Below are 15,214 nucleotides of genomic sequence, written 5' to 3'. Positions count from 1 at the left end.
AAAACTAACCTTCAACCCCATTCAAACGTCTCACACTAACTTCCACCATAGCGGAACTTAATCTGAAACGCTTTCAGATGAGAGGATTTTGTGCGCTCTTTTTTTCGATTCTTTTCGGCTACAAAAATGATGAAATCAAACATTAGTAAAACCAGTGGAACTTACCCTGACACGGATTTCCACTGGTTTTTACGATTTTTATCAGACTAACTTCCACTTTTATTGGCGATGGAAGTTAGTTTGGGAATTTAGCGTTTTTAATGATTTGAAAAAGTAGCAATGATTCGTTGGCAAACTTCTTCCAAGACAGATGTCGGCATGGCTACATTTAAGCGAGCGTGGAGGGCTCCTTCTTCACCAAAGTCCAAGCCTCTGTTCAGGATAACCTTGGCTTCGTCTCTTAAGAGGCTTCTTAATTCTTCATCACTAATATCGTAGGCTGAAAAATCAAGCCAAATGAGATAGGTCCCTTGAGGTTTCATGACCTTAATTTTAGTTTCTTTCCCAAACACATCGACGACATAATTGATGTGTTTCTCAATCAGTTCTTTGAGTTCTGTTAACCAATCTTCACCATAGCGATAGGCAGCTTCTGTTGCCAAATATCCCAACCCTGAGATTTCATGTTGATTATTAGCCAGCTGGCGTTTTTGGAAAGCAAGTCTCAACTTTGGATTTTCAATAATGGCATAGGAATTCTTTGTTCCAGCAATGTTGAAGGTCTTAGTAGCGCTGCTTAAAATGAGTGAGAATTCTTTGAAATCTTCATTTACCGTATTGAATGACTGGTGCTTGTTTCCAAACAAGGCCAAATCTTGGTGAATCTCATCAGACACCAACAAAACTCCATGTTTTTGACAAAGTTGTCCAATCTTCTCTAAGACTTCCTTCTCCCAAACACGTCCACCAGGATTATGAGGGTTGCAGAGAACATAGAGTTTCACATCCTCTTCGACAAAGTCTCTCTCTAATTGATCAAAGTCAATCTCAAAAAGTCCGTCTTTTTCTACTAGAGAGTTGGTGATTAGTTTACGATTATTGAGCTTAATGCTCCGAGCAAAAGGAGGATAAACCGGTGTGTTAATGAGGACTGCTTGGCCTTCCTTGGTGAAGGCTTGAATGGCTGTTGAAATGGCAGGTACTACTCCTTCGATAAAGACTAGGGCATCCTTATCAAAGCGATAACCGTGCTGTTTTTCCTCCCAATTTTGAACAGCTTCAATCAACCCATCACTAGCATAGGTATAGCCATAGACTAATTGCTCAGCATAGTCATGAACAGTCTGACGAATCTCAGGTAACACTTCAAAGTCCATATCAGCAATCCAGGCTGGCAATACTTCTCGGTCAGTCTCTGCTTCTTTCCATTTGTAGGTATGATGTCCAAAACGATTGGGCAAGGTCGTAAAATCATATTTTCCCATAGTTTTATCCTTCCAAGGCTTGACGCAAGTCTTCAATCAAATCTCTAACATCCTCAATCCCGATTGACAAACGCAAAAGGTCATCTGTCAAACCATAAGAATGGCGCACTTCTGCTGGAATATCGGCATGGGTTTGAGTGGTTGGGTAGGTAATCAGACTTTCTACACCACCCAGGCTTTCAGCGAAAGAGAATACTTTCAAGGTATTTAAGATATGAGGAATACGCTTCTCATCTGCTACTTTAAAAGAAATCATTCCCCCACGTCCTGTATACAAAACTTCTTTGACAGCAGGCGATTGTTCCAAAAAGGCTACGATCTCTTGAGCATTAGCTGTTGAGCGCTCCATACGAAGTGACAAGGTTTTAAGACCACGAATCAATTGATAACTATCAAATGGTGACAAAACAGCCCCTGTTGTGTTGAGATTGTAAAAGAGTTTTTCGTATAAATCAGCACTATCTGTCACAACTACACCAGCTAGAACATCATTATGACCTGCAAGGTATTTTGTCGCTGAATGAAGGACGATATCTGCCCCGTCTTCAATTGGACGTTGATAGATTGGACTGTAGAAGGTATTGTCCACGACAACTTTAGCACCCTTAGCATGAGCTAATGTTGACAATTTTTCAATATCAAATTCCAACATCAAAGGGTTGGTTGGTGTTTCGATATAAAGTACATCCACATCCTTTTCTAGCTCAGCAATCAACTCTTCTTCTGTGTTGGCATAGGTAAAGTTGAAACGACCTTCCTGTTCCACTTGATTGAACCAGCGGAAAGAACCACCGTAAAGATCACGGACAGCCAAAACCTTGCTTCCTACTGGGAAGACACTAAAGGCCAACACAATCGCAGACATACCTGAACTAGTTGCTAGAGCATAGTGGGCTGATTCAATAGCTGCTAAGACTTCCTCTGCCTTGCTACGAGTTGGGTTTTTAGTGCGGGTATAGTCAAATCCAGTTGATTGACCAAATTCTGGGTGCTGATAAGTCGTTGAAAAGTGAATTGGTGTAACCAAAGCACCTGTTGCCTCATCAGACTTGATCCCTGCTTGTGCTAAAATTGTGTTGATGTGAAATGATTTACTCATACAATACCTCCAAATCTATAGTAACTATTGTACCACTTATTTGGGATCCTTCGTTTTCTTGTTTTCAAGAGCTAGTTATAGTTTCAAACTATACAAAAACGATAGCTTCCTGAGAAACTATCGTTTTTCCTGTTGAATAGACTGATTATTTAACGTGTTTTGCTAATTCTTCTTGGGCTTTTTTATTAGATTCCTCTTTTTCTTTCAGCCATTTTTCTTTAGCTTTTTCATACTCATCAGCCGTTACAGTCTTATCTTGCAACTTGAGATATTTGTATGATTCGACACCCTTATTTCCTGCTTGTGAGAATGGCGATGAGAATGGAACTGTCTTTCTCAAGGTCGGTGTTCCACCTTGAGAAACGTTCGGAATAGCAAGGGCGCTATCAACGAGCCAAGCTTGAACTTCAGCATATTTTTCATAACGTTTTGCTGGTTCTTGCTCCTTGTTCGCTTCTTCTAGCATTTGAGTGTAAGTATCCAGACCAACTGCCTTAGCCTTGTCATTGACCTCACCTGGTTCTAGACCAATGTTTTGCAACATACCACCGTTATTGACATTTAGGATATCTAGATAGCTTGATGGATCCAAGTAGTCCGCACTCCAACCGCCATTATAGATATCAAAGTCTTTTTGAGCTGCAGTTTGAGCTAGGTAGCTAGAATTATCGAAGTCGTCTGTTGATAATTGTTGAATATCGATAACCACATTCTCAGCTCCTAGAACAGATTCGATGGATTGTTTCAAAGAGCTTGCTTCAAGTACACCTTTTTTAGCTGATTGGTCAACTGATACATCCAAGTGGATTGGGAATTGCACACCCTTAGCTTCCAATTCTTTCTTGGCTTCCGCAAATTTAGCCTTAGCTTTATCAGGATTGTAGTATGGGTCTTGTGCATCTGCAAAGTTGATTCCTTGCCATTCTTGGCCATAGTTGACCATCTTTTCTGAAACAACATCGCCAAAGTCTTTTCCGTTGATACTTACAAATGTTGGAGGTACAACTAGGTTACGAATAATCTTCGTTGCTCCGTCCTCCCCTTGAGATTGTGCTCCATAGGCTGTACGGTTGTATGCATAGTTGAAGGCTTGACGGAAGTTTTTATTCAGAACTGCTTCTTGGGTTGATTTCTTTTCAATATCTGAGGACTTAGACGTGAAGTTATAAGATTTTCTGTCCAAGTTGAAGTTCAAGTAATAAGAAGTTGCATTTTGCATACTATAGATGATGTTATCCTTGTTCTTCTCTTTAATTCCTTCAAAGCTTGAGCTATTTGGATAGAGACGCGCGTAGCTATAGACTCCTTCTACAAAGTTACGTGCTAGTGCATCTTGGTCACTACCATCATAATAGGCCAATTTCACATCATCCACAAAGACATTTTTTTCATCCCAGTAGTTGGGATTTTTCTTGAACTCGATAACAGATTTTGAAACAAAGGATTTCATCAAGAAAGGTCCATTGTACAAAATGCTAGAAGGGTCTACCTTACCAAAGTCGTCCCCTTTTGATTTCAGGAAGTCTGCATTGACAGGGAAGAGAATGGTTGATGTTGTTTTAGAATTCCAATAAGATTCTGGTCGTGTCAAAGTGTACTGAACTGTTTGGTCGTCAATCGCCTTAACTCCAACGGTTGAAAAGTCCTTGTTTTTTCCGTTGATATAGTCACCCAAACCAGCAACAGAATCTTGTACGAGGTACAAAGCTTCGGATTTTTTATCAGCTGCATATTTCAAACCAGTTACAAAATCTTGGGCAGTTACTGGAGCATATTCTTCACCTTCAGAGGTATACCACTTAGCATCTTTACGAAGTTTATAAGTGTATGTCAAACCGTCCTGAGAAACAGTCCAATCTTCTGCCAAGGATGGAACGTAGTTACCGTATTGGTCATTTTCCATCAACCCATCTACCAAATTGGTAACGATGTCATTGGTTGTTGCACGGTTTTCTGCAAGATAGTTCAAACTAGACGGATCGCTAGAATAGACATAGTTGTATGTTTTAGTTGAACTAGCTGAGTTGCTACAAGCCGCCAATAGTAGACCGGCACTTAGGGCAAGGCCTGCCAGCGTCAGATATTTTGCCTTAGACTTTTTCATTTCCAGAACCTCCAAATTTAAATATTTGTATCATTATACAGCTATTGTTTTTTTTAGTCAAGCAATTTTATCTAATTTTTACCAAATTATAGATTTTTTTCTACTAATTTTATATTTTATCCTATTTTTTAAATAAAAAAATGAACAATTTAAACTTTTTCGGATAGAAAAGTTCAAATTATTCATTTTATTTATAAAGCATTATGATAATTTTAATCGTGCTCGTAACTGGTCAGCTTTTGCCTGTCCAATAACCTTATCTAAGAGACGAGTATAGAGACTCATGAATCCGTAGAGTCCTCCACCGATTGTTCCGATTAGAGCGACATAAATGAAACTCCAGAAACGTCCAGTTGGTTGGAAGACAAATCCTATCATCCATTGTAAGAAGCCTACCAGAATAAACATGACAAGAGTTAAAATAGTCACTAGGCTGGTTCGTTTAAGGATGATCTTTCGACGAACTCCTGTAATCTGACAGATTTCGCGATACATCAAAACAATTGGAATGATAAGACCGATAGTCGTTGAAATGAGAGGACCATAACTATGAAAAAGCGCTATTGATGGTAATTGTAAAACAATCTTAGCAATTGAGCCATAAACAAAATACAAGACTGCCTTACGGTTACGGAACATAGCCTGAAGCATTGGTGACAAGACCATGTACAAGCCTAGAATTGTTGATTGCAAGACCGCAAAGATAAATAAGCCCATAGCCAAGCCATCTGGCTTACCGTAAAAGACTGTATAGAGTGGTTCACCTACCATGACTACTCCAACCGTTGCAGGTAAGAGGAATAGGAAAAGCATGGTAATACTATCTTGCACTAAGCGAGAAGCTGCTGGCAAATCCCTCTTGACATAGTTCTCAGTTAAAAGTGGTAATCCCACACTACCAATCGAAACTCCAACAGAAATGAGAATCATGGTGATTTTATTAGGATTGGCAGAGAAATAAGAAAACATGACAACTAAATCTTCATTATTGTAGTTGGTAAACCACTTCATACTATTGATAAAGGTCATCTGGTCTAAGATTTGGAAGAGTTGAATAGCTGAACCTGTTATGATAAAAGGAATAGCTTCCTTAATCGTATCCAGTAACAGATGTTTGCTATCAATCTTATCTCGTGTTTCAAAGACTTTTTGAAGCATTCCTTCTTTATAGAGGAAATAAAGTAAGACTGCAAAACTAGCTACCATTCCCACAAAGGCTGCAAAGGTAGACTGGGTGACTGCTGCTAGATAGTCTCCCGAACCAAGCTTCATGATGATAAAGGTTGCTAAGAGCATCCAAATAACTCGGATAACTTGCTCAGCGATTTGACTCATGGCATAAGGCTTGAGATTATTCATCCCTTGGAAAAATCCACGGATAACACTCATAGACGGGAAAATCAAGACAGCCCAAGCTAGACTCTGCATAATGGGAATCAAATCCTTCCCGACACCCGAAAGATCTGCCAACCAAGGTGCAAAGAGATATAAGATCAAAGCAAAGGCAAGTCCCAATACCGTCATAAAGCCTAAGAAGCTTCGAATCAGGGCAAAACTATGCTCTTCCTCATGCATGGTATTGTATTTAGCGACCTGCTTAGCGACTGCAACAGGAATACCCGCTGTCGAAATTAACAAGAACCAAGCATAGATATTGTAACCCATAGTAAAGAGACCATTAGCCTTAGCAGCATAAGTCCCCATCCAGATATACCAAGGGATGATGTAAATGGCCCCGAGCAGGCGACTGATAAAGTTACTAGCCGTTAGCCAGGCAGTTCCGCGTAACATCTGGGCCTGCTGATGATTATTTTCGTTAGACATAACTTCCTCATTCAATTTTAATAACGGAAATGTTCCTTATCTTCCATTATAAACTTTTCCTTGTTACTTGTAAAATTCAGACTTTCGGTTTACAATAGAAAGTATGATAAAGATTGAAACTATATTAGATATTTTAAAGAAAGATGGTCTCTTCCGTGAGATTATCGACCAAGGACATTACCACTACAACTACAACGATGTTATTTTTGACAACATCAGTTACGATAGCCGAACAACCAAAGAAAATACTCTATTTTTTGCAAAAGGAGCTGCCTTTAAAAAAGAATATCTGTTTTCAGCTATTGCACAAGGGCTTGGTTGGTACGTAGCTGAGCAGGATTATGAAGTAGGCATTCCTGTTATCGTCGTTAGCGATATTAAGAAGGCCATGAGTTTGATTGCCATGGAATTTTATGGTAACCCTCAGGAGAAATTAAAATTACTTGCTTTCACTGGTACTAAAGGAAAAACTACGGCAGCTTACTTCGCTTACAATATCTTAAATCAGCAACATCGTCCAGCTATGTTGTCAACAATGAATACTACCTTGGACGGTAAAACTTTCTTCAAGTCTGCTCTGACAACTCCTGAAAGTATCGACCTCTTTGATATGATGGCACAGGCTGTTAAGCATGGAAGAACACACCTTATTATGGAAGTTTCCAGCCAAGCCTACTTGGTTAAACGAGTCTACGGTCTCACTTTCGATGTAGGAGTTTTTCTCAATATCAGTCCTGACCATATTGGTCCTATTGAGCATCCAACCTTTGAAGACTACTTCTACCACAAGCGTCTCTTGATGAAAAATAGCCGAGCAGTTGTCATTAATAGCGATATGGACCACTTCTCTGTTCTGAAAGAACAAGTTGTGAACCAAGAGCATGACTTCTACGGTAGCCAGTCAAATAACCAGATCGAAAACTCCAAAGCCTTTAGCTTCTCAGCTACTGGTAAATTAGCAGGAGACTATGATATCCAGTTGATTGGACATTTCAACCAAGAAAATGCAGTCGCTGCTGGACTTGCCTGTCTTCGTTTAGGTGCTAGTCTTGAAGATATCAAAAAAGGGATTGCGTCTACTCGTGTCCCTGGTCGTATGGAAGTTCTCACTCAGAAAAATGGCGCAAAAGTGTTCATCGACTACGCCCACAATGGTGACAGTCTTAAAAAACTAATCTCTGTGGTTGAAACACATCAGACTGGAAAAATTGCTCTAGTACTTGGCTCAACTGGAAACAAGGGAGAAAGCCGTCGTAAGGACTTTGGACTTCTTCTCAATCAGCACCCTGAAATTCAAGTCTTTCTAACGGCTGATGATCCAAACCACGAAGATCCAATGGCTATTGCAGATGAAATCAGTAGCTATATTCATCATCCTGTTGAAAAGATTGCTGACCGTGAGCAAGCTATCAAGGCTGCGATGTCTGTTACAGGTCAAGAACTGGATGCTGTCATTATCGCTGGTAAAGGAGCTGACTGCTACCAAATCATCCAAGGTAAGAAAGAAGACTATCCAGGTGATGCTGCTGTTGCAGAACGTTATCTATAGTATATTTAAAGAAGGCTAGGAAATTTCCTAGCCTTCTTCTATTATTTTATAAAGATGAGTCTTTCTTTATCAAATTCGACAGCTAACTCATATTTCCGATCTTCCTTTTGAACGATGTAGCCTAATAAGACTAAACTATCAACAAAGATATCACGTCGTTTCTGCATGAGTTGATCTTTCTTAAGAAACTTGAGCAAAAAAGTAGTCATATACTTAAGGGCATACTCAGGGTTGACATCTCCTAAAATTCCATAGAGCGCCTGCTGTTCTTCCGTCAAAGGATACTGATGCTTGACCTTATAAAAATAGTTAGACAGTGTCATCTTTTCTCTTGCAAAATCGGTATATTCTTTTAAGATTGCTGCATTGGTTTGATTGCGCAATTCGGTCTGAAAATGTTTCTCCAGGATTTCTTGATAGATTGGGCTATTATCTCTCACAAAGACTTCTTGGTCCAGTTCAAGAGATTCTGTAGATTCTAGAAAGGGAAGATTGAGATAATAGCGTTTATTTTCTCTCAAAATCAAACCCGCCTTAATGTATTCCTCCAAGAGCTTGTCAACTGGAACTTCTGGAAAATGTGCCTTAATTTGTCTTAAAATGACATCCGAATGTTGATCAAGATAGTCAACCAAATCCTTAAAGAATGGCTGTCGCGTCAAACGAGATGGATTAAAAATCTGAATCATGAAGATTCCTTTCTTTACAAACTAAAAGTGGTGATGCTGCTAATTGACTCGGATTAGTGCCAGGCTGATTCAGAGGTACAGGAAGCCCCAAATCTTGATAATATTCTCTCCAGAAATCACTGATTTCCTGTGTATTATCCCCAAACTTCATGGGAATGGTCTCAAAAATAGGAAGAATTTCTGCTACAAACTGAGAACAGTAAAAACCAGCTCCGTCGGGATAAAAGGGGGCATTGTAGGGAGCCCCTAAAAGGCTCTCTGCCAGCTTTTTGACTTCTTTTTGATCCATTTTTGGATAGCGATAAAGGTCATATACTTTCTCAGCTTCAAAGAAATCTTCAGGTAATTGTGCAATGACACCACCTTCAACCGTTGCATGATAAACCTGTCCGTCCAAAAAGATGGCCACATGGCTATAGTGACCAGTAGATTCCTGGATGGCCTGTCCTATATCCGAATCATCTTTCACAAAAATCAAATCGCCATTTTCTAACATACTTCTCTCCTAGCAAAAAAGGAGTCTTGACTCCTTTTTAACAATGGGTATCCCCATTTTTATATTACAATTAAGCATTAAAGCTTTCTGTCAATTGTGGTACCACTTGTTTCTTACGTGAAACAGCACCTGGAAGGAAAGCATGGTTGTTTTCAAGTTTGAAGTTAAAGGCTGCTTCCACCTTGTCCATGTTGGCACCAAGTGCAAGGATTTCTGAGTTTGAGTTAACGATATCTGTGATCATCAAGACAAAGTCAGAGTAGCCATTTGCTGTATTTGCGGCTTGGATGGCTGCTTCGATTTCAGCTTGGCGTTCCAAGACTTCAGCAATATCAACTGTATTCACTTGGGCAACACGTACGTTGTTACCGTTCAATTCAAAAGTCTTTGCATCGATGTCGATCAATTCTTCTGCTGACTTGCTTGCCAAATTTGTACCAGCCTTGAGCATTGCAAGACCGTATTCTTCCAAGTTCACACCAGCTAATTCAGCCAATTCAGGCGCAATCACCTTATCAGATGGGTGTGTTGTTGGAGATTTCAAAAGAAGGGTATCTGAAATCAAACCTGAAAGCATCAAACCTGCAATTTCTTTTGGCACAGCTACACCATGTTCTTTGAACATGCGGTAAACGATAGAAGATGCTGATCCAACAGGCTCCAAACGCATGTATAGTGGGCTTGCAGTTTCAAAATTAGCAACACGGTGGTGATCTACAACACCATAAACTTCTACTTCAGCGATATCTGATACAGATTGTTGGAATTCATTGTGGTCTGTTAAGATGACTTGTTCTGCACCTTCTGCTTTAGCTGATGTGATCACGCGCGGTGCTTCCAAACCAAAATAGTTCAATACGAAAGCTGTTTCTTCATTTGGAGTTCCAAGAGCCACCGCTTCTGTATCCAAGCCATAAGCTTCTTTTGCAAGATAGGCAAAGGCTACAGATGACCCGATGGCATCTGAATCTGGATTTTGGTGACCAAATACTAGAATCTTAGACATGATAATACCTCGTTTCTTTATTCACTCTATTGTAGCATTTTTTTCAATTTTTGACAAAAGTAAGAGGAGTCAAAGAACTCCCCTCTACTCTTCAAAATGACTGATACTCTTCGAAAATCTCTTCAAACCACGTCAGCTTCGCCTTGGATTATATATGTGACTGACTTCGTCAGTCTTATCTACAACCTCAAAGCAGTGCTTTGAGCAACCTACGGCTAGCTTCCTAGTTTGCTCTTTGATTTTCATTGAGTATGAGTAAATTTCTATCTTGGTTTTCAAATAAAAATCTTTCCTTCTGTGGCCTCTTCTTACGTTTTAGAAGCGCTTCGGCTGACATGGCTTCTTCTTTACTATCGAAACCTTCTACATAGATAAGTTTTACTGGCAACCGAGCTCGTGTGTACTTGGCTCCCTTACCACTATTGTGAACGGCGATTCTTTTTTTGACATCCGTTGTATAGCCAGTATAGTAGGTACCATCACAACACTCTACCACATACATGTAAGCCTTATGATCCATAGTAAATCTCTTGAATTTCTTGTGTATAAGTACCATCACTATTATGAACAATGAGTGGTGGTAAAACCTTAAAACCACTAGTGGAGCCGTCCTTAATAGCCTCAATCAAAAGCATATTGGCTTCCTTCTCCCGTTTAGGGTAAACAAATTGCAGACGTTTTGGAGCCAAATTATGCTGTTGGAGCGTATCTAAGATATCTAATAATCGATCAGGACGATGAACCATTGCCAAACGCCCATTAGACTTGAGAATACTTTGAGCACTGCGACAGATTTCCTCCAGATTGGTTGCGACTTCATGCCGCGCCAAGAGATAGTGCTCGCTCTCATTTAAGTTAGAATGAGGATCTACCTTAAAATAGGGAGGGTTGCATAAAATCAAATCAACCTTACTCCCCTGAATGTAAGCAGGCATATTTTTCAAATCATCACAAATGACCTGCATCTGTTCTTCTAAGCCATTTAATCGGACTGACCGGTCTGCCATATCCGCCAATCGTTCCTGGATTTCAACAGACAGAATTTTCGCCTTAGTGCGACTACTGGCAAAAAGTCCAACAGCTCCATTACCCGCACAAAAATCCACTATCAAGCCATTTTTAGGAAAGCGAGGAAAGCGTGACAAGAGTACACTATCCACCGAATAGCTGAAAACCTCTCTATTTTGAATAATCTTGATATCTGTAGAAAAGAGCTGATTGATTCTCTCTCCTGATTTTAATAATTCTTCTACCATACTTCCATTATAACAAACTATATTAACATTGCAAGAGAGAAAAAAATCAATTAAGACTTTTTCTTATTTAGATTAGAGATGGCTTCCTTGGTCCAGATAGGCATCATGCGAGCCAAAGGAGCAAATCCGTATTTGACACGGTCACTTGAAAAACGTCTCCGTCTCGGTAATTGATGTTTCTCTTCTTCCAAAGTCCGAATAGAAAGACTTGCTTTACCTGTATACTCGTCCAAATCGACAACCTGGACTTGAACTTCTTCACCGATTTTCAGTACATCATAGATATTCTCAATAAATCCTGTACGAATTTCAGAAATATGAATCAAGCCTGTGATACCAGTCTCTAACTCCACAAAGGCTCCATAAGACTGAATCCCTGTAATTCGCCCTGTTAGCTTATCACCTATTTTCATCCTAGTCCTCGATTTCAATCGTTTCGATAACGACATCTTCAACTGGCTTGTCCATTGCACCTGTTTCTACACCTGCAATTGCATCCAGAACTTCATAAGAAGCTTCATCCGCAAGTTGACCGAATACAGTATGACGACGGTCTAGATGAGGAGTTCCACCTTGTTCCGCATAAATTTCCGCAATTGGCTCTGGCCAACCACCACGAGCAATTTCTTTCTTAGAGTATGGCAAGTGTTGGTTCTGCACGATAAAGAACTGGCTACCGTTTGTATTTGGTCCAGCATTAGCCATAGAAAGGGCTCCACGGATATTGTAAAGTTCTTCTGAAAACTCGTCCTCAAATGACTCACCATAGATTGATTCGCCACCCATACCAGTTCCAGTTGGGTCTCCACCTTGAATCATAAAGTCCTTGATAATACGATGGAAAATGACACCATCATAGTAACCGTCTTTAGACAGAGCAATAAAGTTGGCAACTGTTTTTGGTGCATGCTCAGGGAAAAGCTTAATACGCAAGTCTCCATGATTGGTCTTAATAGTCGCAATCGGGCCTTCTACTGTTTCAATGTCTACTTGTGGCAAATATAATTCTTTTTCTACCATACCAAATCTTTCTAAGGCATTAAAAATGCCATCTTCTTCTAATGTTTTTGCAATATAATCTGCTTTTTCTTTGATTTTTTCATGAGAATTTCCCATGGCAATGCTGATACCTGCATAATCAAAAAGCTCCAAATCGTTCAGTCCATCCCCAAAGACCATGACATTCTCAGGTTTAAAACCTAAATGTTCTACAACTTTTGCTACACCAGCTGCTTTTGAACCTGAAATTGGTACCACATCTGACGAATGTTCATGCCAGCGTACCATACGCAAAGTCGATGCTAAACTTTCAGGCAAAGTCAGGTCATCTCCCTGATCCTCAAAAGTCCACATCTGATAGATGTCTTCTTTTTCATAAAAATCAGGATCAACATCCAAGTCAGGATAAATTGGATCAATGGCCTCACTAATCAACTCAGTTCTAGTGGAGAGTTTAGCAGTATGACTACCAACTAAACCATAGTCAATCCCCACTTCCTTAGTCCAAGCAATATAGGTTTCAACCTTATCTTTAGAGATTTTGTTACTATCAATCACATTGCCTTTTTTATCCTCAATATAGGCACCATTCAGAGTAACAAAAAAGTCAGGTTTAAGCTCGCGAATCTCTGGCACGACACCGAAAATCCCACGACCAGTCGCAATCCCAGTCAAAATACCTTTTTCACGTAATTGTTGAAATACTGTTGGAATTGAGGTTGGGATAAAACCAGTCTTTGAGTTTCGCAAAGTATCATCAATATCAAAAAAAACAATCTTTATTTTTTTTGCCTTATATCTTAATTTCGCATCCATCTCATTACCTCCTTCAATTCACTCTTTCCATTATACCATAAAGTAGAGGAATCCCACATCCCCAATAAAATCCTTGTCTCTTGTCCGAATTCCTTTACTAGATACAAAACCAAATCATCATTATTTTGGCTAGTTGCATTCATTTCCAAGGGTTGATTTCGATACCAGACACCTGTCCCATCTGGAATGTAGCCCCGTCTGATATACAATCTCTGGGCAGGGCCATAGCCTAAGTGCAAACCTACACCAAGAGTGACCTTACTCGAAACAAACTTGACTCGTTTTTCTGCTTCTTCTAGCAGTTGATTCCCAACTCCTTGATTTCGAAAAGGCTCAAACACATTAAAATCTGATAATTCTGGATAGACTTCTGCAAAAGGACCATGTTTAGCAGAGGGCAAAATGGTAACGTAGCCCGCTACAGCACCATCAATCTCTGCAACTAAGACTTCTCTCTCCCCACTTTCCTGTTCCAGAAAATATCTAGCCAAAATTTCCTCTCTACCAGGCCAACCTTGATTCATAAATCCATGAGATAAGGATTCAATATCAGACTTAATCATATTTCTAATCGTACAATTCATCTTTGACTTACCCACCTTTACTCTTTCTATTACCATTATAGCACGCCAAGGTCAGAAAAAAACTATCTCTTGAAAAAAGACCCAACCGGGTTTTAAATCGCTTTCTTGTTTTCAAGCTCATGAAAAAGAGGGCCACTGGACCTGAAAAAAGACCCAACCGGGTCTTAATTCGCTTTCTTATTTTCGGGCTCATGAAAAAGAGGTCCACCCGGACCTCAACTCGCTTTCACATTTCTATGCTCGTGAAAAAAAGACCCGAAAGGGTCTTTTCTTTAATCTTCGTTTACGAAAGGCATCAAAGCCATTACGCGAGCGCGTTTGATAGCTGTTGTTACTTTACGTTGGTTTTTAGCTGAAGTTCCTGTTACACGACGAGGAAGGATTTTTCCACGTTCTGAAACGAAACGGCTAAGAAGCTCAGTATCTTTGTAATCAACATATTCAATTTTGTTTGCTGCGATGTAATCAACTTTTTTACGGCGTTTGAATCCGCCACGACGTTGTTGAGCCATGTTTTTTTCTCCTTTATAGTATTAATTGTCCATTAGAATGGTAAATCATCATCTGAAATATCCAAAGGATTCGTTGTTCCGAATGGATTTTCATCACGTGAAAAGTCAGGTACTGATTGAGTAGGTGCTGAATAATTTGAACTTGGCGCTGAATAAGCTCCACCAGTATGTCCTTCACGCACACTACGGCTTTCCAACATTTGGAAATTCTCAGCCACGACTTCCGTCACGTAGACACGTTGTCCTTGCTGGTTATCGTAACTACGAGTCTGAATACGACCTGTCACCCCGATAAGTGAGCCTTTTTTAGCCCAATTAGCAAGATTTTCAGCCTGTTGGCGCCACATAACGATATTGATAAAATCAGCCTCACGTTCGCCATTTTGACTCTTAAATGTACGGTTTACTGCAAGAGTAAAAGTCGCAACTGCTACATTTGATGGGGTATAACGCAACTCAGCGTCACGAGTCATACGCCCTACAAGTACAACATTGTTAATCATAATCTACCTTCTTACGCGTCAGTTTTGACGATCATGTGACGAAGAATGTCAGCGTTGATTTTTGAAAGACGGTCAAACTCTTTAAGAGCTGCATCATCATTTGCTTCAACGTTAACGATGTGGTAAAGTCCTTCGCGGAAATCTTGGATTTCGTATGCAAGACGACGTTTTTCCCATGTTTTTGATTCAACAACAGTTGCACCGTTGTCAGTCAAGATAGAGTCAAAACGTGCTACCAAAGCGTTTTTCGCTTCTTCTTCAATGTTTGGACGAATGATATAAAGAATTTCGTATTTAGCCATTGATATGTTCCTCCTTTTGGTCTAATGACCCCAAGACATTGCAAGGGGTAA

16 protein-coding genes are annotated in these 15,214 nt (G+C 39.9%); 1 reads left to right on the top strand and 15 read right to left on the bottom strand.

Going from position 1 to position 15,214, the window contains the following annotated elements; genetic code table 11:
* Nucleotides 1-257: 257 nt before the first annotated feature.
* The 4 genes from QM911_RS02825 to QM911_RS02810 all read right to left on the bottom strand — a co-directional run bounded on the left by QM911_RS02825 (nt 258) and on the right by QM911_RS02810 (nt 6,451).
* A complete protein-coding gene (locus QM911_RS02825; RefSeq protein WP_414313050.1) occupies nt 258-1,424 on the bottom strand; it encodes a MalY/PatB family protein in 1,167 nt (388 codons plus the stop codon).
* Between the two features lie 4 nt (nt 1,425-1,428).
* Nucleotides 1,429-2,523: a cystathionine gamma-synthase gene (locus tag QM911_RS02820; protein ID WP_414313049.1), complete on the bottom strand. Its 1,095-nt coding sequence runs from the start codon at nt 2,521-2,523 to the stop codon at nt 1,429-1,431.
* 145 nt (nt 2,524-2,668) lie between these two features.
* Nucleotides 2,669-4,627 carry a peptide ABC transporter substrate-binding protein gene (locus tag QM911_RS02815; protein WP_414313048.1) on the bottom strand — a complete coding sequence of 653 codons (1,959 nt, stop codon included), beginning with the start codon at nt 4,625-4,627 and terminating at the stop codon, nt 2,669-2,671.
* 201 nt (nt 4,628-4,828) lie between these two features.
* Complete coding sequence (locus QM911_RS02810) at nt 4,829-6,451, bottom strand: putative polysaccharide biosynthesis protein (protein WP_414313047.1); 1,623 nt, start codon at nt 6,449-6,451, stop codon at nt 4,829-4,831.
* Nucleotides 6,452-6,554: 103 nt separating this feature from the next.
* On the opposite strand from QM911_RS02810, the gene QM911_RS02805 reads away from it, so the two are divergent.
* Nucleotides 6,555-8,000: a UDP-N-acetylmuramoyl-L-alanyl-D-glutamate--L-lysine ligase gene (locus QM911_RS02805; protein ID WP_414313046.1), complete on the top strand. Its 1,446-nt coding sequence runs from the start codon at nt 6,555-6,557 to the stop codon at nt 7,998-8,000.
* A 41-nt stretch (nt 8,001-8,041) separates the two neighbouring features.
* Here QM911_RS02805 and QM911_RS02800 read toward each other — a convergent pair whose 3' ends face one another.
* The 11 genes from QM911_RS02800 to rpsF all read right to left on the bottom strand — a co-directional run bounded on the left by QM911_RS02800 (nt 8,042) and on the right by rpsF (nt 15,163).
* Nucleotides 8,042-8,689 (bottom strand): DUF1803 domain-containing protein, encoded by a 648-nt coding sequence (locus tag QM911_RS02800; protein ID WP_414313045.1) that lies wholly within the window; start codon nt 8,687-8,689, stop codon nt 8,042-8,044.
* The gene (locus QM911_RS02795; protein ID WP_414313044.1) at nt 8,673-9,185 is read right to left on the bottom strand and encodes a YiiX/YebB-like N1pC/P60 family cysteine hydrolase; all 513 of its coding nucleotides are present in this window, start codon (nt 9,183-9,185) and stop codon (nt 8,673-8,675) included. The genes QM911_RS02800 and QM911_RS02795 overlap by 17 nt, the downstream gene beginning before the upstream one ends.
* Nucleotides 9,186-9,255: 70 nt before the next feature.
* The gene (locus QM911_RS02790; RefSeq protein WP_414313043.1) at nt 9,256-10,191 is read right to left on the bottom strand and encodes a manganese-dependent inorganic pyrophosphatase; all 936 of its coding nucleotides are present in this window, start codon (nt 10,189-10,191) and stop codon (nt 9,256-9,258) included.
* Nucleotides 10,192-10,414: 223 nt separating this feature from the next.
* Complete coding sequence (locus QM911_RS02785; RefSeq protein ID WP_414282849.1) at nt 10,415-10,711, bottom strand: GIY-YIG nuclease family protein; 297 nt, start codon at nt 10,709-10,711, stop codon at nt 10,415-10,417.
* Entirely contained in the window at nt 10,701-11,447 is a 747-nt protein-coding gene (locus QM911_RS02780) for a tRNA1(Val) (adenine(37)-N6)-methyltransferase (RefSeq protein WP_414313042.1), read from the bottom strand. The genes QM911_RS02785 and QM911_RS02780 overlap by 11 nt, the downstream gene beginning before the upstream one ends.
* A 50-nt stretch (nt 11,448-11,497) precedes the next feature.
* Nucleotides 11,498-11,860 (bottom strand): S1 RNA-binding domain-containing protein, encoded by a 363-nt coding sequence (locus QM911_RS02775; protein WP_000689622.1) that lies wholly within the window; start codon nt 11,858-11,860, stop codon nt 11,498-11,500.
* A gap of 1 nt (nt 11,861) precedes the next feature.
* Nucleotides 11,862-13,262: a bifunctional Cof-type HAD-IIB family hydrolase/peptidylprolyl isomerase gene (locus tag QM911_RS02770; protein WP_414313041.1), complete on the bottom strand. Its 1,401-nt coding sequence runs from the start codon at nt 13,260-13,262 to the stop codon at nt 11,862-11,864.
* On the bottom strand, nt 13,247-13,846 hold the full coding sequence (locus tag QM911_RS02765) for a GNAT family N-acetyltransferase (protein WP_414313040.1): 600 nt from the start codon (nt 13,844-13,846) through the stop codon (nt 13,247-13,249). The genes QM911_RS02770 and QM911_RS02765 overlap by 16 nt, the downstream gene beginning before the upstream one ends.
* A gap of 272 nt (nt 13,847-14,118) precedes the next feature.
* Nucleotides 14,119-14,358: a 30S ribosomal protein S18 gene (gene rpsR / locus QM911_RS02760; RefSeq protein ID WP_000068664.1), complete on the bottom strand. Its 240-nt coding sequence runs from the start codon at nt 14,356-14,358 to the stop codon at nt 14,119-14,121.
* A 32-nt stretch (nt 14,359-14,390) separates the two neighbouring features.
* Complete coding sequence (ssbA, locus tag QM911_RS02755) at nt 14,391-14,861, bottom strand: single-stranded DNA-binding protein SsbA (protein ID WP_414313039.1); 471 nt, start codon at nt 14,859-14,861, stop codon at nt 14,391-14,393.
* A gap of 11 nt (nt 14,862-14,872) precedes the next feature.
* A complete protein-coding gene (gene rpsF / locus QM911_RS02750) occupies nt 14,873-15,163 on the bottom strand; it encodes a 30S ribosomal protein S6 (protein ID WP_001151786.1) in 291 nt (96 codons plus the stop codon).
* Between the last annotated feature and the right edge of the window lie 51 nt (nt 15,164-15,214).

The sequence above is a fragment of the Streptococcus infantis genome (assembly GCF_047460825.1).
Lineage (GTDB): Bacteria > Bacillota > Bacilli > Lactobacillales > Streptococcaceae > Streptococcus > Streptococcus infantis_V.
The sequence above is the reverse complement of the archived record's forward strand: the minus strand, read 5'-3'. Positions and strand labels throughout refer to the sequence as shown.